Consider the following 17847-nt stretch of genomic DNA (forward strand, 5'->3'; position numbering starts at 1 on the left):
CATCGCTAACAGCACCAATAATTCGGCCACCACGCCCAAACTGAAAAAAGTAGGAGCAATACCGTGAAAATTGGAGTCATCGGCGCCGGCGGCGTCGGCGCATACTTCGCCGCAGCCCTGGCCAAAAGCGGAGCCGAGGTACACCTGCTCGCCACCGAACGCCACATCGCACCAATCACCGCACACGGGATCACCGTCACCACAGGGGACGGGAGCCCCGGCTTCACCACCCCACTGGCCAGTGTCAGCACCACGGCAGAATCCATCGGCACGTGCGACGCGGTCATCCTGGCCTGCAAAGCCGGCCAAGTCGCCGCCGCCATGAGCGGGGCACGCGCCTTGATCGGCCCGAACACCGCGGTCCTTCCGCTGCAAAACGGCGTCACGGCCTCCGAACGCATCACCGAAGCGGTTGGCCCGGGCCACGCACTAGGCGGGGTCGCCATGATCATCACCTACCTCCAGCAACCCGGCACCGTCCATCACGTCGGCGGGCAACCAGCCATCACCCTGGGCGAACTCAACGGAACAACCACACCCCGTACCACGCAACTAGCCAACGCCCTGGACGCAGCAGGAGTCGCAACAACAGTTTCGGCCGACATCATCACCGACATGTGGCGAAAGTTCATGCTCATCACCTCCTACGGCGGAGTCGGCGCACTATGCCGCGAACCGGTTGGCCGAACCCGCACCAACCCGCAAACCCGCGCCCTGGTAGAAGACGCCATGCGGGAAGTTGCGACCCTCGCCGGCCATACCGGGGCGAAACTCGGCGAACCGGACGTGGCCCGGATGATGGCACAATTCGATGCCTTCGGCCCGGACAGCACCGCCTCCATGCAACGCGATCTGGCCGCAGGACGTTCCTCGGAACTCGAGGAGCAAAACGGCACCGTCGTCCGGCTGGCGCAGCATTACGGCGTCCATGTCCCCATCCACCACACCATATACCGCGCTATGACCCTGCTCGACGGTGCCGCCGAGCACGCCACAGCCTAACGGCTCTCGCCTTCTGGGGCGGCACTGTGGTTTCGCCAGCACTGCCCCGGTCAGGGTTCGGCGACTGGAACGCATGCCTGATTTGACCTGATTGCGCCTCTCCGCAGTGCTGAGCGTCCTCGATAGACGCCGGTGAGAAGATCTGGAAGAGTTGCAGCATGGAAAACACCTGGTTTCTCGTCGTTCTAATTCTCGTTAATCTCTTCGCGAGCATAAGCATCATTGGTGCGTTGAATCGGATCAGGAATGCGAGCGAAAAAGCCCTTGTGCTCCTTGAAGAACAATCTGCCCGGCAAGGTGCAGGGAAAACGTCCCAATAACGCTTCCTGAACAGGACAGTAATCTGTGCAACTCTCGGTTTATCGAATTACTCCGTGATCCAGTTGATTCCACAATTGGTCGCGCTCGGTACCGATGACTCTGGTGGCAGTAAAGCTGGTCTCTTGACCATTCCTGGGATCATCGGTGACGAAATGCCCGTCTCGCAGTTCTTCGACTGAGTACCACCCAGGCGCGTAATCCTCCTCCGGTAATTCGTGCTCGCCGTCTAACCAATGCATTTGGGACCACATATTCTCTTGTTTGTCCCAGAAAAACGGGAACGATCGCATAATAGTGATCGAAGTGGTCAGCCACCCTCTGGACTCTCCGGCGAGTGTGAGCTCCCAAACTGAATCACGGAATTCATCCAAGAGAGGATCCCTCGGCCAGTCTTTTTCGTCGAACCATTTCTCAATCCATCGCATGCATTAGTTCTACCAGAGTGAATACTAGGTCTAGCGGTCGCTAGCAATCTTAGGTCCCGTCGGACGTCCCCCTTTGCGGGCGCTCGTTTAGGGCACAGTCATATGGGGCGGTATCCATTTGTCCCGTATAGCCTCGTGGTTAATGCGCCTACGTGCTCACGAGGTGAAGAATTGGGAACGCTCGGCCTTCACCGTCGGTTTCGGACCGACCTATCTGCGTGAATCCCTTTGCGGCGTAAAATTTTCGTCCCGATGGATTCTGTTCATTGACGTCGACTCGTACGGAATCGCGGCCAGCGACGACCGAATTAAGCAGAGCGCTCCCAATCCCACGCCCCTGTGCAAAAGCATCAACAAACAGCATCTCAACAATGTCTTTCTCGATCGCGATGAACCCCATCGGTTGCCCAACTTCTTCGGCTACGCGCAAATCGGACATCTGAGGCAAATATTTTGCTACGTCCAGTTCAATGGAGTCGATATCCGCTGGAGTCAAGAACTCGTGTGTTGCCTCGACTGAGCGGCGCCAAATCGCAAGTAAAGCAGAATAGTCGGTATCAATGGCTGTGCGGATAGAAACCATAGCCTAATTCTAGTACTCGGAAGAATCCCGGATCAGTTCAAGTGCCAGCACCGCGTCGTCCGCCAGGTAATCCTGAGCATACTCGGATGGAAATGAGCACCTGGCACAGGGGTTCGCGTTCGGGCGACACAGAACGGAGGACAATGGGCAGTACTGCTGACCAGCCCGGACAATGTTCCCAGTCGCCAATGCGTTAACTGAACTGCTGGAGCTTCCACTCCGGTCCGTGATTGCTCGGTATGCAAATAAAAGCGCGTCGAAAGACGGATCTTTTATGAGCTAGTAGCGGCTTCGTGCTGAGGACAAAAGTCGCAACGTCATCGATCGTTTCTTCCACGAATTCCATGACTTCGTCCAAGCCTTCGGGAATCGTTCGAAATCCTATATATCGCCCATCGTAGACGAGTTCCGGCGCTTCTCCGCCGACTACCAGTGTGAAGACACTGAGCCGGTGACCTTGAAGATCTAAGTGAATATGGTGCTTACGAACGTAGACTTGAGCGCTAATTTCCTTCGGCAAGTTTATGATGACCTTCTCAATCTGTTCCTTCAACTGGGCGAGGTAGTCCAGTACCTTTTGGTCATCTTTCATGAGCCAAAATCTAGCATCATTCGTTTAGGATACGTTCATGCATCTAGGCCAACCACAATCAGTCCGCGCTCGTGCCCCGCAGCGTGTGACCCTCGGCGTGCCCACCTAGCTCATTTCGAAATATCAAGCCGGACGAGCACTACCAGTACTGGTACTTTCGATCCGAAGCTCACGAACCCTTCCAGCTTGTTGACTCCCTGGCCTTTCGAGGGAATAGGCGTCTAGACTCTGTCGTAACAGCAATCGATGGAGGAACCGCATGGCAACGCAAAGAGTCTCGTCATACACGGATGCGGGATCACTGAACAAATACTCCGTTGCAGCCCTGGCCCTGGTGGCCCTTGCCGTTCTGAGCCTATGGTTCTTTGGCAATTCAGGTCTGGCCATCTTGGCCGTGGGCGCAGGCCATGTCGCGCTAAACCAGATCACCCTACGGGGCGGACGCGGCCGCCGGCTGGCAATCGTTGCGCTCATGGTGGGATACGCCATTGCCGCCTTGGCGCTCTTCACGATGTTAACTGCCATCCCGGCAATGATTCAGCAATACAACGCATAACGCCGTAATTTCACGAGCTAGGTTTCATGACCCTGCGCTGAGACCTATCCACCGGTGTCGCCTCATTTTTATGAAGCGGACTACCTCACCGTGCTCCACGGCGTTAGGAATGTTTCCCATCTGGCAGACAAGCCAGAACATTCTACCCCACGCGCATGGGACTCGTTTCAAATCAGCATGCCTGGGTTCTAAAGCTCCCACTCGCTTGGGCGACTTAGGGGGTCTGGGCCGAGAATCGGAGCGCACATATTCACAACGCCAATGGATGCCAGCAGGTGGATTCGGAGGCGCGGACGGTGCAGGCACGAACGGCCCGGCGCAGCGCGTTGGCCTAGTTTCCCAGGCTCCAGTCCGCAATCTCTCCAGTTATCGCCAATGGCCTCCATTCGCGGGCGAGCTCTTGCAGTTCGCCGTTGAACGGACCACTGGTTTGGATAGCGGCGGGCGCGCTGATAATCCCCCGCTCGATGGGGAAGCTACCCTCGTTGGCTATTGGCAAATGGAGTTAGGTGAACCTGCAAGGTTCCTAGTCCTGCTCCCATGGTCAGTCAATCGCCACGGGGCAGTTGCAGGAATGAATGCCCTCATTCCAATTCGCATTCATCAGGTTCCACCTGCGGCTGGTTCCCGGAATCACTTCCAGAGGCGCCTTGGGTCTACCTTGGCAGGGAACTAAATGCCGCGCGCAAGTACTTCACCGCGGTCGCTTCGTCGACCGACCACAGTTGGGCGATGCGGGCCAGATCGGCGGCCGCATCGCTGACTTCCTGCTCTGCACGATTCTCGGCGGCTTGGACCACGGTTCCGTGGCGGCCGCGGGTGACAACGGCGCCTTGCAGCTCAAGTTCCTTGTAGACCTTGGCGACGGTATTCACCGCGAGGTTCAAGGTGCCCGAGAGCGCCCGAACTGAAGGCAACTTGGTGCCTGGAGCAAGTTTTCCCTTGGCGATAGCTGAGAGGATCTGCTCGCGGACCTGCTGATACGGTGCCACGCCCGAGTTCGGCTCGATCTTGATGAATTCCAGTTCGGTCATCCTGCACTCCATCCTTTGGACTGTGTTTGGTATTTACCCGAGCCTATCGCGTTAGCCGGGATCTGCACCGTAGTCTGGTTGCATGAACGAACTATTACTGAACGATGTGACCGTCCGTTGGGTATCAGTATCCGACATGGCAAACAACGTGTACCTGGTGACCAATCGGAAGACCGGCGAGCAGCTGCTGGTGGATGCGGCGGATGACATGCAGGCCATCGAGCGGCTCATCCAGGCAGCCAGTGAAGACGCCAGCGATCCGCGCATTATCGGCATCGCCACGACGCATCAGCACTGGGACCACGTGCGCGCGCTGGCCGACGCCGTGGAGAAGTACCCGGTGCCAACCTACGCCGGTGCAGACGACGTGGCCGGCATCGCTGAAGAATCCGGGGTCAAGATCGACCATGCGCTGAATCACGGCGACCAACTGAAGCTGGGCGATGTGACCATCGAGGCGATCCACTTGCGCGGGCATACGCCAGGTTCGATCGGCTATGCGCTGGTAGATTCCTCCGGGCAGCCAGTCGTCCTCAGCGGCGACAGCTTGTTCCCCGGAGGCCTGGGCAACACCTGGAAGGATCCGCAGCGGTTCCTATCGCTGCTCACAGACGTCTCCGAACGCATCTTCGGCCGCTTCCCCGACGAAACCAAGGTCCTGCCGGGGCACGGCGATTCGACAACGGTGGGGGCAGAACGCCCGAATTTGGAGCAGTGGCGCGAACGCGGGTGGTAGCCCTTGGCTGCATGGCCAGCGGCATCCGTGCCGCTGGCAACAGCTTCCCATGATGCAGGCCCTCGTTCAGCTGATGCCTGCAGCCGGATCAGATCCGTATAATCACCACTTGTGAATTCACCGTCCCCCGCACGAATTGCCATCGCCCCTTCGCGGCCAGCCATCATCATCGCGGTCCTCGCCTTGCTGGCGCTGGCCGCCTACCCGTGGCGTGATGCCTTGTATCTGGGAATTTCAGGAACTGTTGCGCAGTCCGCGCCGCTCTCCGCGGCGGCTGTGTTCTTTTCCGAGACCTTGCTCTTGCTGCTGATGGCCGGAGCCTGCACGCTCGCCGTCCTCTGCTGGTTCCGTGACCGAATTGCGTTCTGGCGCCTGGTTTCGGGCGCAATTGGCGCGGTAGCGGCCTATGGCCTGAGCGAGCTGGCCAAGATTCTGGTCACCGAAGAGCGCCCGTGCCGCGCCCTGGCTGCAGTCACCGCGCTCGCTTGCCCGGAAGCAGGCGACTGGTCCTGGCCGTCCAACCATTCGGTGGTCGCAGCCGGCGTCGCCGCAGCCTGCACGCTGGCCCTTTCGAAGCTGGCCATGTACGCGATACCGGCCGTCTTGCTCATTGCCCTCTCCCGCGTGGGCGTAGGCGCCCACTTCGTCCACGATGTCTTCTCCGGGGCGGCACTGGGCATTCTGGTGGTCCTGGTCTTCGTCCGCGTGCTGCCCGGCCTGGCGCGCAGGTACCTCCCGGGCAGCATTCGCTGAGGCAGCGCACCCCCACGGCTATCGCCATGCCGGTCCTGGAGCTAGTCAGCCGAGCTTGTGCCCGATCATGAAAATCCTGCGGAACGGGAAGTTCGTCAAGACAGTTCCGTCCTGCGAGATGCATGACGGGTAGTGCTTGGAAATTTCGGCCCGGTAGTCGTTTTCGAACTCCAGGTAGCCTTCGTGGCTGAGCGTGTGGCGAATGGGCAGCAGCGCCGTCCCGCGTACCCAGTCGAGAATCGGGTCCTCCCCCGCGAGCAGCTGATGGTAGGTGGTTTCCCAGACATTGGCTTGGAACCCGGCGTCCAGGAAGATCCGCTGGTATTCGTCGGGTTCCCCCACCACATCGTCATGGCGCAGCACCCCTGCCAGCTGGCCGGCCCACTTCGCGCTGTCGGCTACTGCGCGCATCACCGCATGCGACGGGGATCCGAAATTGCCCGGGACCTGGATGGCCACGTTCGCGCCGGGCTTCAGCTGGTCCAGCCAACCGGCCAGCAGCTCGCGGTGCCCCGGAAGCCACTGCAGCATCGCATTGGAGAACAGCAGATCCGTGTCGGCGTCAGGGATCCACGCCGTGGCATCGGCAAGCGCGAAGCCCAGATTCTCCTCATGCTCGCTCTGCGTGGCCTTGGCGATCATCTCCGGCGAAGAATCGAGGCCGGTGACCTGCGCTTGCGGCCAGCGCTGGGCCAGCAGCCGCGTCATATTTCCCGGGCCGCACCCCAGATCGATGATCTTCGACGCGTCAACCGCGGCTAGCTGCCCCAGCAAATCCAGGTACGGGCGGCCACGGTAATCGGAGAATTCGGTGTATTTCGTCGGATCCCATTTCATATTCCCGAGCCTAAACGAGAGGCGCACGCAACAACTAGCCCCCAGTCATAGTTCTCAACCGATAGGCTAGGAACATCATGTTGCTCACCGATTATCTGCCAGCAGACGCCAAGAACGTATCCGACGACGAAATCTACGAGGCTTTCGGCCAATGGGTCACGACCCGCGGCATCAACCTCTACCCCGCACAGGACGAAGCGTCGATGGCGCTGGCCGGCGGCAACAACGTCATATTGGCCACCCCCACCGGCTCGGGCAAGTCCATGGTTGCCATCGCAGCCCACTTCTACGCCATGGCCCGCGACCAGATCAGCTTCTACACCGCGCCGATCAAGGCGCTGGTCTCCGAGAAGTTCTTCGACCTGTGCAAGATCTTCGGCGCAGAGAACGTCGGCATGGTCACCGGTGATTCCTCGGTGAACGCCGATGCCCCGATCATCTGCTGCACCGCCGAGATCCTGGCGAACATCGCCCTGCGCGAAGGCTCCAAGGCGGACGTGGGCTGCGTGATCATGGACGAGTTCCACTTCTACGCCGATCCGCAGCGCGGCTGGGCCTGGCAGGTGCCGCTGATCGAGCTGCCGCAGGCGCAGTTCCTGCTGATGAGCGCCACCCTGGGCGATGTCACCCGCTTCGAGCAGGAACTCGAAGAGCGCACCGGCACCCCGACGGTGACCGTCGCGCACACCGAACGCCCGATCCCCCTGCACTTCTACTACTCCATGGAGCCGGTGCAGGAGGCCGTGGAGGAACTGATCAAGACCAAGCAGGTCCCGATCTACATCGTGCACTTCTCCCAGCTCGATGCCATCGACCGCGCCACCGGGCTGATGAGCGTGAATGTGGCCACGCGCGAGGAGAAGGAAAAGATCTCCGAGATGATCGGCGGATTCCGCTTCGCCGCCGGATTCGGCAAGACGCTGAACCGCCTTGTCCGCCACGGCATCGGCATCCACCACGCCGGCATGCTGCCCAAGTACCGCCGCCTGGTCGAGCAGCTGGCCCAGGCAGGCCTGCTCAAGGTCATCTGCGGCACCGACACCCTGGGCGTGGGCATCAACGTGCCGATCCGCACCGTGGTGATCACCGCCCTGTCCAAGTTCGACGGCACCCGTACCCGCATCGTGAACGCCCGCGAATTCCACCAGATTGCAGGTCGCGCCGGCCGTGCAGGTTTCGATACCGCAGGCACCGTGCTGGTGCAGGCTCCGGAGCACGCGATCGAGAACCACAAGGCCATGGAAAAGGCGCTGAAGAAGCACGGCGAGGGCTCCTCCAAGCTCAAGCAGATCCCGAAGAAGAAGCCGCCGCAGAACTTCGTGACCTGGGGCGAGAAGACGTTCGAGAAGATTGTCGAGGCCGCCCCCGAGACGCTGAAATCCTCGTTCCAGGTCTCGCACTCGATGCTGCTGAACCTGCTGGAGCGCGAGGACAATTCCTTCGACGCCGCCAAGCGCCTGCTCAGCGAGAACCACGAGACCCCGGCCGCCCAGCGCAAGCTGAAGCTGCGCGCCATCGGCATCCTGCGCGAACTGATTGCCACCGAGGTGGTGGTGCGCCGCGATGCGCCAGACGAGTACGGCAACCGCTATGAGCTGACCGTGCACCTGCAGCAGAACTTCGCGCTGAACCAGCCGCTCTCGCCCTTCGCGCTGGCCGCCCTGGACCTGCTGGATCCGGATTCGGCCAGCTACGCGCTGGATGTCGTGTCGGTGATCGAGGCGACCCTGGAAAAGCCGCGCCAGGTGCTCTCCGGCCAGGAGAAGAAGGCCCGCGGCGAGGCCATCGCCGCGATGAAGGCCGAAGGCATGGACTACAACGACCGCATGAACGCATTGGATGAAATCACCTATGCGATGCCGTTGGCCGAGAAGCTGGAGAGCGCCTTCGAACAGTACCGGTCCGGCGCGCCGTGGCTGTCCGATTTCGAGCTGGCGCCGAAGTCGATCGTCCGCGACATGTACGAACGGGCCATGGGCTTCTCCGATTTCGTCCAGTACTACCAGCTGGCCCGCTCCGAGGGCGTGCTGCTGCGCTACCTCACCGATGCCTACAAAGCCTTGCGCCAGACCGTCCCGCAGGACGCGCTGCGCGAGGACCTCGAAGACCTCATCGAGTGGCTAGGCGAAATGATCCGCCAGATCGACTCCTCGCTGCTGGACGAATGGGAAGAGCTCTCCCGCGGCGAGTTGAGCGAGGAAACCGAAACCGCGCCGCCTCCGGCACCGGAAAAGCTGACCAGCAATGTGCGTGCCTTCCGGGTGATGGTCCGCAATGAGATGTTCCGCCGGGTGAAGCTCTTCGCCGATGAGCAGGACAAGGCGCTGGGCGAACTCGATGGGCATAGCGGCTTCGATGCGGACACCTGGGCCGAGGCCATGGACGACTTCTTCGACGAGCATGAGGACATCGACGACGGCCCCGCCGGACGCGGCTCGAAGCTGTTCATCATCAAGGAACTGCCAAACCGCACTTGGGAGGTGCGCCAGATCTTCGCCGACCCATCCGAGCACCACGACTGGGGCATCACCGCCACCATCTCGCTGGATGGTTCGGACGAGGCGGGCGAACCGGTGGTCAAGGTGACTTCGGTGGGCCGCCTGGACCATTGATGAAGGCGATCAGCTACGCCATCTTGCGGCGCGGGAACGATGTCCTGCTTCAGCTGAGGTCAGGAACCGGCTACATGGACGGGTTCTGGAGCACGGCCGCCGCCGGGCACGTCGAGCCCGGCGAAGCTGCCGATGCGGCCGCCGTGCGCGAAGCCCGCGAGGAATTGGGTATCCGGATCGCCGGGCCCCAGCTCCAGCCGCTGTGCACCGTGCACCGCAACCAGCCAGGCGGCACCCGCGTTGGTGCTTGCGTGGATTTCTTCTTCCTCGTGCGCCAGTGGAGCGGCACGCCGCGCCTCATGGAACCGGGGAAAGCCGCCGAGCTGCGCTGGTTCCCGCTCGATGCCCTGCCGCGCAACCTCGTCGAGCAGGAGCGGCTGGTCCTCTCCCGCCTGGATTCCGGACTGCCGCCAATCCTCTGCACCGGATCCGGCAAGCCCTAGCCTGGGACCGGCGCTGAAAAGCGGGCACCGCCCGCTGCCCGCAGCATGGTGCCGACCACCGGTGGCAATGCCGCGGGCAGTGCCGTAGGGTATGGCCATGAACGGGTACAAGCTCCGCCTGCTCGGGGCAGGCCTGCTGCTGCTGGTCCTGGTCGGGCTGCTCAGTGGCTGGTCCGAGCTCTTTGCTTCCGGCGCGTGGCTGGCGACCTTGGTCCAGCTCGGTTCATTGGTCCTGGGCCTGGCGCTGGTCTACCGCGGGGAGAATGCCAGGCCAGCCCGGTTCGGCTAGCACCTGGAATAGCCGGCTAGGCCAGCCGCGCCTTGAGCCAGCCGACGCTGGCGACCGCCTGCTTCGCGTGATAGCTGCGCAGCGTAGGCAACCCCGGAACTTCGGGCCTGCGCGCCGCATCCACATAGTAGGCAGCCAGTCCGGCTAGCGCTGCGCTGACCGCTTCGGCGCTCACCGATGCGAAGATCGGGTGGGAATCCGCAATGGCATCTGCATCCAGCGCTGGATCGAAAATCCGTGCTTCAACCAGCACCGTCAACGCGTCATACCATGCGGCGCCCCGCGAAGCCCACGGCCAATCCACCAGCAGCACTTCCCCGCGTTCCCCCAGCAGGATGTTGTCCGAGCGCAGATCCGAATGCACCAGCTGGTCTCCGGCCAGTGACCCGGCACCGGCTATGGCCAAATCATGGAGTTCTTCCAGGTTCTGCGCAACCCATGGATCGGCAGGCTCCCAATCGTCCTGCATGATCCGCGCAAAACCGGCAACGTCTTCGCGCAGTTCTTCTTCCAGCGGCGGCAGCAGCTCGATCAGGGAATCGGGGGCCTGGTCAGCCAGCTGCGCCAGCGTATCCAGCACCCGATGCAGCTGGCCGGCCGGCCAGGGAAGCTGCGGGCTGGCCCCTGGAACTTCGGCGAAGACCAAGGCCTCCCAGCCTTGCCAGCTGATGTGCCCCAGGAATTCCGGAACCGGCAAGGCGGCCGGGAGCTTGGCGGCAATCTTCGCTTCGCGGGCGTTCAACGCCGTGGCCGGTGCGCTGAGCAACGGATTCACCGCCTTGGCGAAGACCCGCTGGCCATCGGCGGTGAGCAGCCGATCGGCGCTGCCCGGGGAAAATCCCGAGGCCTGGCTTCGCGCCCGGATCACCCGGGAGCCAAGGTGCGATTCAATCCGTGCGCGCAGTTCGTCGGGAAGCTGATGCCAGGTGATGCGCCGGGTGAATTGGATCTGCATGGTACGGATCATGCCAGATCATCGGCTTCCAGCCTAAGCGCGTTTCAATGCGACAAGCCGGTAGCGGGCCGGGGGCCCTCAGGCAACGATCAGCGCGATGCCCACATAGGTAGTGAGCAACGTCGCGAGCAGCCACTCTGCGGTGGAGCCCGTCTCGGCCAGAATCGGCAATGCCACACGCCCGTTGGACTTCCAGCAGCCGCCAATTAGCGGCAGCCGGCGGAACCAGCGCGGCGAACCGATCTTGATCGGCCACAGCAGGTTGCAACCGCCAATGGTCAGCATGTCCCCCAGTACGTGCACGATCGCGCCCAGGGAGACTGCCATCAGGAACCAGAGGTTCTGCTCGGGCGCGTTCATCCCGACGAAGGTGCCGGCGGCCAAGGCGATAATCCAGCACAGCAGCGGCGGCATGAACTTCATGGTCTTCACCGCGAAGGAAATCAGCAGGATCGCAAAGAGCGCCGCTGCCGGGTACACCGTGCCCAAGGCCGCGGTCCGCACATCCCAGCCGTTGGCCAGCCAGGCCAGGAAGATGAAGAAGGCGATGCCGATCAGCGAATGGGTGCCATTGCGGTGCCCGCCGGAAACCGAACCGATAATACGCGCGAAAATGCTGGAGAACGGTGGCAGCGAGCGGGCGATCGTGGCCCCGTGGTGATCCGCGTCGGGCAGCAGGGCCGCTCCGGCGCAGACGATCGCACCGGCCAGGGTTTCCCAGCGATCCATTTGGAAGGTCCCCAACCCCAGGTTCACCGATCCAACGGAGACTTCAGTTGTAATTGCCAACCATGCGGCTGCGCCGCTCACCGCGTGGTGTCCACCCATCATGCTTTCAACCTTAGGTCTGGTCACCGACGTTTTAGCGGTGCGACGGAGGTAAGCTGGAACACATGAGAATTGTGCGTGAAGCTGTTCCGGGCGACTGCCCGCAGATCCTGGCGATGATCCAGGAATTGGCCGACTATGAAAGGGAACCTGATGCGGTGCTCAACACCGCAACAGACCTCCAAGCCCATCTGTTCGGCCCCAATCCCCAGGTCTTCGCCCACGTGGCCGAGGACGGAAACGGCGAGCTCAGGGGCATCGCCCTGTGGTACCTGACCTACTCCACCTGGGAGGGCCGGCACGGCATCCATCTGGAGGATCTGTATGTGCGCGAATCCCAGCGCGGTTCAGGCACCGGCACCGCGCTGCTGCGCACCCTGGCGCAGATCTGCGTCGAGCGCGGCTACAAGCGCCTGGAATGGTCCGTGCTGGATTGGAACGAGCCAGCCATCAGGTTCTACGACGCCATCGGTTCCAGCTCCATGGACGGCTGGAGCACCCGGCGCCTGGACGGCGAAGCACTGCAACAACTTGGCATGCAAGGAGCACACTAATGCGCCATTACCGCGGTATGGACGTCACCGACCATCGCATCGAGGTTCCACTGGATCACGCCCATCCGCAGGGCGAAAAGATCTCGGTCTTCGCCCGCGAGATCAGCACCGACGCGGCCAAGCCCTGGCTGCTGTTCCTGCAGGGCGGTCCAGGGGGCAAATCCCCGCGCCCTGGTTCCCTGTCAGGGTGGCTGGCCGAAGCAACCAAGCACTTCCGGGTGCTGCTGCTGGACCAGCGCGGCACCGGACTGTCCACCCCGGCTAACCGCAAGTCCCTGCCGCTGCGCGGCGACTCGGCGGCCCAGGCCCGCTACCTCTCGCATTTCCGCGCCGACTCGATCGTGCGCGACGCCGAAGCCCTGCGCGAGCACCTGGGCATCGGGCAGTGGAGCACCCTGGGCCAGAGCTACGGCGGGTTCTGCACCCTGACCTACCTCTCGCTCTTCCCGCAGTCGCTCACCCGCTGCCTGGTCACTGGCGGGCTGGCCTCGCTGGATGCCGATGCGAAGACCGTCTACCGCGCCACCTACCAGCGCATGGCAGAACGCAACCGCGAGTACTTCTCCTGGTACCCCGAGGACTTCCAGACCCTGCACAGGATCTACGAGCATGTGCGCGCCAACGACGATGAGCATCTGCCCAACGGCCAGCGCGTCACCGTGCCGCTGGTGCAGATGCTGGGCATGTACCTGGGCGGAAACACCCGGGTGCACCTGTTGCACCACATCTTCGAGGAGGCCTTCAGCCATACCCCGGGCGGCGAACGCCTCTCGGACACCTTCCTCGAAGCGCTCTTCGCCCAGTCCTCCTTCGCGTCGAACCCGCTCTACGCGCTGATGCATGAAACCATCTACGCCCAAGGCGAACCGACCAATTTCGCGGCCGAAGAAGTCCTGACCGAGTTCGCCGACTTCACCCACCACGCCGCGACCCCGCTGCTGACCGGCGAGATGATCTACAGCTGGCACTTCGCCGAGGATCCTGCCCTGCGCCCCTTGGAGGACGTGGCCCGCATCCTGGCCGAGCACGAGGGCTTCGGCCCGCTCTACGATCTGGAAGTGCTGGCCAAGAACACTGTGCCGGTGGCCGCCGCGGTCTACCATGACGATGTCTACGTGGACCGCGAGCTCTCGCTGCGCACGGCCTCGCAGGTCGCCGGGATGCAGACCTGGGTGACCGAGAAGTACCACCACGACGGTATCGGCGACGATGGCCCGGCGATCTTCCGCCGCCTGCTGGCGATGGCCAACGGCGAAGACCCGGAATCCGCGGCCCAGGACGCCTAGCCTGCGCACCGGCGCCGTTAACGCACAGGGCGCTTGGATCCCCCCGGTGGATTCAAGCGCCCTGTGCGTTAAGCCTCGTGCTGCTAACGGTCCAGCTTCGCGGCAACCTGGTCATTCAACCGCTGCAGCAGCGGCACTGCCTGCGCGAGAATCCGCTGTTCCTCGGCGCTGAAGGAGTCGATGCCGCCGGCCAGCGAGGAGATCGCGCGCTGCCGGTAGGCTTCGATCGCTTCCTTGCCGTCGCTGGTCAGGCTGACCAGGCTGGCGCGGCCATCATTCGGGTCCGGCTGGCGCTGGACCAATTGGTCGTTCTCCATGCGGATGACCAGCCCGGTCATGGTCGGCTGCGCCACCCGCTGCTCAACGGCCAGGTCGCCCACGCGCTGCGGGCCCAACCGGTCCAGGGTGGAAAGCACCCGCCAAGCGGTCACCGATCGGCCCTGCCCGGCCGCGCGCCCAAGCAGCCGGGACATGGTGCCCGATGCTAGTGCTACCCCGGTGGCAATGTCGCTGGCTTCTGTCGATAGATCGCTCATGGAAATTACCTTAGCAGAACTGCATAGGCACACTATTCGGGTACGAAAAACCCGCCGGGACCAGTTCATATGAACCGATCCCGGCGGGCTAGTGTTCGTGCTGCCTAGCGCTAGTCGTGCGTCGCATGATCGGCGGCGTCGGCCACTGCAGCGGCTTCGGCGTTAGCGGCGGCGCGCTTGCCCCACGGGCTCCACAGCGACAGCACGGTTGCGACCACGATCGCACCCAGGATGACCAGCAGGGAGACGCCCACGGAGATGTCCAGCCACGCGTAATCCAGCGGCTGGCCGCCGTTGATGAATGGCAGGCTGTTCTCGTGCAGGGCGTGGAAGACCAGCTTCACGCCGATGAAGGCGAGGATGAAGCTCAGTGCGTGCTTCAGGAAGACCAGGCGGTTCATCAGGCCACCGAGCAGGAAGTACAGCTGGCGCAGGCCCATCAGCGCGAAGATGTTCGCGGTGAAGACGATGAACGCGGACTTGGTCAGGCCGAAGATCGCCGGGATCGAGTCGAAGGCGAACAGCAGGTCGGTCATGCCGATGGTCACGAAGACCAGCACCATCGGGGTGAACAGCTTCTTGCCCTCGACCACGGTGCGCAGCTTGGCGCCATCGAAGTCCTTGGAAATCGGCAGCTTGGAGGTCAGCTTCTTGACCAGGCCGCTTTCCTCGTCCTCATCCTCGTCCTTGAGCTGGTTCCAAGCGGTCCACAGCAGGAAGGCACCGAAGATGTAGAAGACCCACGACCACTGCTCGATGATCGCAGCGCCCAGGACAATGAAGATCGCGCGCAGGATCAGCGCGATGATAATGCCGAACATCAGCACTTCCTGCTGGTACTTGCGAGGTACCGAGAAGCGCGCCATGATGATGATGAAGACGAACAGGTTGTCTACCGACAACGCGTATTCGGTGACCCAGCCGGCATAGAATTCCTGGCCGAGCTGCGGTCCAGCCTGCGTCCAGATCACCGCACCGAAGATTAATGCCAAGGTGATGTAGATGCCGACAAAAATGCCTGCTTCCTTCATGGAAGGAATGTGCGGACGCTTGGTGACGTACAGCAAGTCTGCGATGAGCACCGCGCACAGAACAATCAGCGCGATGATCTCGAATTGAATAGTTAACCCATTAGTGCCCACGGACGAGCGACCTTTCGTTGGAGGGTATGGAAAATCGCCGCAAGTCTCTCCGCCGCCACACCAGGATTCGATACGCGTCGAAAGCTGGTTTAGTGGTCGGCTGCTGCGCCCGGCGAAGCATCATTGGTTCGCGTGTTGACGTCCACAGCATTGGGATACTCCCCTACGTCCAGTGATCAAGTGTAGCGCACAGGAACCGCACAGGCTTAGCGCAAGTCCCGATACTGCGCCGAACAGCCCACGGGCTACGCGTGCCCGGCAGCCTTCATCTGGCGCAATTCCTTCTTCAATTCGGAAACTTCATCACGGATCCGGGCGGCGAGCTCGAACTGCAATTCAGCGGCCGCGGCGTGCATCTGCTCGGTCATTTCCCCGATCTGGGACAGCAGGTCCTCGGCCGGAGCCGCAGCCAAGCCGTCCTTGCGCACGGTGGCGGAGGCCTTGGCGCGCTTGGCATTCTTCGCCAGCCGGTTGTTGTTCAGCAGTTCCTGGGTGTCGGCATCCTCACGTGCCAGCTGGTCGGTGATGTCCGCGATCTTCTTGCGCAGCGGCGTCGGGTCGATCCCGTGCTCCTTGTTGTGCGCTTCCTGGATCGCCCGTCGGCGGTTGGTCTCCTCGATCGCCTGGTCCATCGCATCGGTGATCTTGTCCGCATACATGATCACCTGGCCCGAGACGTTACGCGCGGCACGGCCGATGGTCTGGATCAGGCTGGTCGCCGAACGCAGGAAGCCCTGCTTGTCGGCATCCAGGATCGCGACCAGCGAAACCTCGGGCAAATCCAGGCCCTCGCGCAGCAGGTTGATGCCCACCAGCACGTCGAAGGAACCCATGCGCAGCTCGCGCAGCAGCTCAACGCGGCGGATCGTGTCCACATCGGAGTGCAGGTACTGCACCCGCACCTGGTGCTCGGTGAGGTAGTCGGTTAGGTCCTCGGCCATGCGCTTGGTCAGCGTGGTGACCAGCACGCGCTCATCGCGATCCACGCGGGTGCGGATCTCATCGAGCAGGTCATCGATCTGGCCCTTGGTGGGCTTGACGATGATTTCGGGGTCGATCAGCCCGGTGGGGCGAATGATCTGCTCCACGAACCCGTCGGACTTGCCCAGTTCGTACTTGCCCGGGGTGGCCGAAAGGTACACGGTCTGCCCGATGCGCTCAAGGAACTCGGCCCACTTCAACGGGCGGTTGTCCATGGCGCTGGGCAGGCGGAAGCCGTGTTCCACCAGGGTGCGCTTGCGGGACATGTCTCCCTCGTACATGGCGCCGATCTGCGGGACGGTCACGTGCGATTCGTCGATCACCAGCAGGAAGTCATCGGGGAAATAGTCGATCAGGCAGTGCGGGGCGCTGCCGGCATCGCGGCCGTCGATATGGCGCGAGTAATTCTCGATGCCGTTGCAGAAGCCCATCTGCTCCATCATTTCCAGGTCGTAGGTGGTGCGCATGCGCAGCCGCTGGGCCTCGACGAGCTTGTTCTGCGATTCCAGCTCCTTCAGGCGCACTGCCAGCTCGTCCTCGATCCGCTTGATCGCCTTGTGCATCCGCTCGGCACCGGCCACATAGTGGCTGGCCGGGAAGATGTACATCTCGGTCTCCTCGCGGATCACCTCGCCGGTGACCGGGTGCAGGGTGTGGATCGCTTCCACCTCGTCGCCGAAGAACTCGATGCGCACGGCCTGCTCCTCGTACATCGGGATGATCTCCACCGTGTCCCCGCGCACGCGGAAGGTGCCGCGGTGGAAGTCCATGTCGTTGCGGGTGTACTGCATGGCCACGAACTGGCGCAGCATCGCATCGCGGTTCAGTTCCTCGCCGGTGCGCACGGTGACCATCCCGGCCACGTATTCCTCGGGGGTGCCCAGGCCGTAGATGCACGAGACGGTGGCGACCACAATGGTATCGCGGCGGGTGAGCAGGGAGTTGGTGGCCGAGTGGCGCAGGCGCTCGACTTCCTCGTTGATCGAGGAGTCCTTCTCGATGAAGGTATCGGTCTGCGGGACGTAGGCCTCGGGCTGGTAGTAGTCGTAGTAGGAGACGAAGTACTCCACCGCGTTATTGGGCATCAGCTCGCGGAACTCGTTGGCCAGCTGGGCGGCCAGGGTCTTGTTCTGCACCAGCACCAGGGTGGGGCGCTGCACCTGCTCGACCAGCCAGGCGGTGGTCGCGGACTTGCCGGTACCCGTGGCACCGAGCAGCACGATGTCCTTCTCGCCGTTGGTTATCCGCTCGGTCAGCTGTTTGATGGCTTGCGGCTGGTCGCCGGCAGGCTGGTACTCGCTGATGACTTCGAAGGGGGCGACCACGCGCTTGATCGGCTGTGCAAGACTCATGACTCCAGCATATCGACTTGCCCCGGCCTA

Annotated in this window: 19 protein-coding genes; 9 read left to right on the plus strand and 10 right to left on the minus strand. The window is 62.4% G+C overall.

The annotated features are described in order from the left end of the window. The first annotated feature begins 63 nt into the window (after positions 1–63). Positions 64–1002 carry a ketopantoate reductase family protein gene (locus ACRDT3_RS01560; RefSeq protein WP_431491280.1) on the plus strand — a complete coding sequence of 313 codons (939 nt, stop codon included), beginning with the start codon at positions 64–66 and terminating at the stop codon, positions 1000–1002. A 359-nt stretch (positions 1003–1361) separates the two neighbouring features. Here ACRDT3_RS01560 and ACRDT3_RS01565 read toward each other — a convergent pair whose 3' ends face one another. The 3 genes from ACRDT3_RS01565 to ACRDT3_RS01575 form a co-directional block, all read right to left on the minus strand. Further along, positions 1362–1748, minus strand: a complete 387-nt coding sequence (locus ACRDT3_RS01565; protein ID WP_431491281.1) for a hypothetical protein — start codon at positions 1746–1748, stop codon at positions 1362–1364. A 148-nt stretch (positions 1749–1896) separates the two neighbouring features. Further along, the gene (locus ACRDT3_RS01570) at positions 1897–2331 is read right to left on the minus strand and encodes a GNAT family N-acetyltransferase (protein ID WP_431491282.1); all 435 of its coding nucleotides are present in this window, start codon (positions 2329–2331) and stop codon (positions 1897–1899) included. A 193-nt stretch (positions 2332–2524) separates the two neighbouring features. Next, positions 2525–2923: a hypothetical protein gene (locus ACRDT3_RS01575; RefSeq protein WP_431491283.1), complete on the minus strand. Its 399-nt coding sequence runs from the start codon at positions 2921–2923 to the stop codon at positions 2525–2527. A gap of 259 nt (positions 2924–3182) precedes the next feature. On the opposite strand from ACRDT3_RS01575, the gene ACRDT3_RS01580 reads away from it, so the two are divergent. Further along, positions 3183–3479, plus strand: coding sequence for a DUF4190 domain-containing protein (locus tag ACRDT3_RS01580; RefSeq protein ID WP_431491284.1), 297 nt, complete (start codon positions 3183–3185; stop codon positions 3477–3479). A 656-nt stretch (positions 3480–4135) separates the two neighbouring features. On the opposite strand, the gene ACRDT3_RS01585 is transcribed toward ACRDT3_RS01580, so the two are convergent. Further along, the gene (locus ACRDT3_RS01585) at positions 4136–4513 is read right to left on the minus strand and encodes a GntR family transcriptional regulator (protein ID WP_105656678.1); all 378 of its coding nucleotides are present in this window, start codon (positions 4511–4513) and stop codon (positions 4136–4138) included. An 82-nt stretch (positions 4514–4595) separates the two neighbouring features. On the opposite strand from ACRDT3_RS01585, the gene ACRDT3_RS01590 reads away from it, so the two are divergent. Together ACRDT3_RS01590 and ACRDT3_RS01595 are read left to right on the plus strand one after the other, a co-directional pair. Then, the gene (locus tag ACRDT3_RS01590; protein ID WP_431491285.1) at positions 4596–5249 is read left to right on the plus strand and encodes an MBL fold metallo-hydrolase; all 654 of its coding nucleotides are present in this window, start codon (positions 4596–4598) and stop codon (positions 5247–5249) included. Between the two features lie 111 nt (positions 5250–5360). Continuing rightward, the gene (locus ACRDT3_RS01595) at positions 5361–6002 is read left to right on the plus strand and encodes a phosphatase PAP2 family protein (RefSeq protein ID WP_431491286.1); all 642 of its coding nucleotides are present in this window, start codon (positions 5361–5363) and stop codon (positions 6000–6002) included. Positions 6003–6047: 45 nt separating this feature from the next. Here ACRDT3_RS01595 and ACRDT3_RS01600 read toward each other — a convergent pair whose 3' ends face one another. After that, a complete protein-coding gene (locus tag ACRDT3_RS01600) occupies positions 6048–6839 on the minus strand; it encodes a trans-aconitate 2-methyltransferase (RefSeq protein ID WP_431491287.1) in 792 nt (263 codons plus the stop codon). Between the two features lie 77 nt (positions 6840–6916). Here ACRDT3_RS01600 and ACRDT3_RS01605 point away from each other — a divergent pair, with 77 nt between their 5' ends. From ACRDT3_RS01605 to ACRDT3_RS01615, 3 genes are all read left to right on the plus strand, one after another. Next, positions 6917–9451 carry a DEAD/DEAH box helicase gene (locus tag ACRDT3_RS01605; RefSeq protein ID WP_431491288.1) on the plus strand — a complete coding sequence of 845 codons (2535 nt, stop codon included), beginning with the start codon at positions 6917–6919 and terminating at the stop codon, positions 9449–9451. Beyond that, positions 9451–9894 carry an NUDIX domain-containing protein gene (locus ACRDT3_RS01610; RefSeq protein WP_431491289.1) on the plus strand — a complete coding sequence of 148 codons (444 nt, stop codon included), beginning with the start codon at positions 9451–9453 and terminating at the stop codon, positions 9892–9894. The genes ACRDT3_RS01605 and ACRDT3_RS01610 overlap by 1 nt, the downstream gene beginning before the upstream one ends. Positions 9895–9991: 97 nt before the next feature. After that, entirely contained in the window at positions 9992–10183 is a 192-nt protein-coding gene (locus ACRDT3_RS01615; RefSeq protein ID WP_431491290.1) for a hypothetical protein, read from the plus strand. 16 nt (positions 10184–10199) lie between these two features. On the opposite strand, the gene ACRDT3_RS01620 is transcribed toward ACRDT3_RS01615, so the two are convergent. Beyond that, the gene (locus tag ACRDT3_RS01620) at positions 10200–11150 is read right to left on the minus strand and encodes a phosphotransferase (protein WP_431491291.1); all 951 of its coding nucleotides are present in this window, start codon (positions 11148–11150) and stop codon (positions 10200–10202) included. A gap of 66 nt (positions 11151–11216) precedes the next feature. Next, positions 11217–11969 carry a metal-dependent hydrolase gene (locus ACRDT3_RS01625; RefSeq protein WP_431491292.1) on the minus strand — a complete coding sequence of 251 codons (753 nt, stop codon included), beginning with the start codon at positions 11967–11969 and terminating at the stop codon, positions 11217–11219. 62 nt (positions 11970–12031) lie between these two features. On the opposite strand from ACRDT3_RS01625, the gene ACRDT3_RS01630 reads away from it, so the two are divergent. Both ACRDT3_RS01630 and ACRDT3_RS01635 read left to right on the plus strand, forming a co-directional pair. Further along, entirely contained in the window at positions 12032–12520 is a 489-nt protein-coding gene (locus ACRDT3_RS01630) for an N-acetyltransferase family protein (RefSeq protein WP_431491293.1), read from the plus strand. Beyond that, positions 12520–13806 (plus strand): alpha/beta fold hydrolase, encoded by a 1287-nt coding sequence (locus ACRDT3_RS01635; protein ID WP_431491294.1) that lies wholly within the window; start codon positions 12520–12522, stop codon positions 13804–13806. Before ACRDT3_RS01630 ends, ACRDT3_RS01635 begins: the two co-directional genes overlap by 1 nt. An 83-nt stretch (positions 13807–13889) precedes the next feature. Here ACRDT3_RS01635 and ACRDT3_RS01640 read toward each other — a convergent pair whose 3' ends face one another. The 3 genes from ACRDT3_RS01640 to uvrB form a co-directional block, all read right to left on the minus strand. Beyond that, a complete protein-coding gene (locus ACRDT3_RS01640; RefSeq protein ID WP_431491295.1) occupies positions 13890–14342 on the minus strand; it encodes a MarR family winged helix-turn-helix transcriptional regulator in 453 nt (150 codons plus the stop codon). 110 nt (positions 14343–14452) lie between these two features. Beyond that, positions 14453–15484 carry a TerC/Alx family metal homeostasis membrane protein gene (locus ACRDT3_RS01645; protein WP_431491296.1) on the minus strand — a complete coding sequence of 344 codons (1032 nt, stop codon included), beginning with the start codon at positions 15482–15484 and terminating at the stop codon, positions 14453–14455. A 245-nt stretch (positions 15485–15729) separates the two neighbouring features. Beyond that, positions 15730–17817: an excinuclease ABC subunit UvrB gene (gene uvrB, locus ACRDT3_RS01650; RefSeq protein ID WP_431491297.1), complete on the minus strand. Its 2088-nt coding sequence runs from the start codon at positions 17815–17817 to the stop codon at positions 15730–15732. Between the last annotated feature and the right edge of the window lie 30 nt (positions 17818–17847).

It is taken from the genome of Glutamicibacter sp. (assembly GCF_050701915.1).
Classification (GTDB): domain Bacteria; phylum Actinomycetota; class Actinomycetes; order Actinomycetales; family Micrococcaceae; genus Glutamicibacter.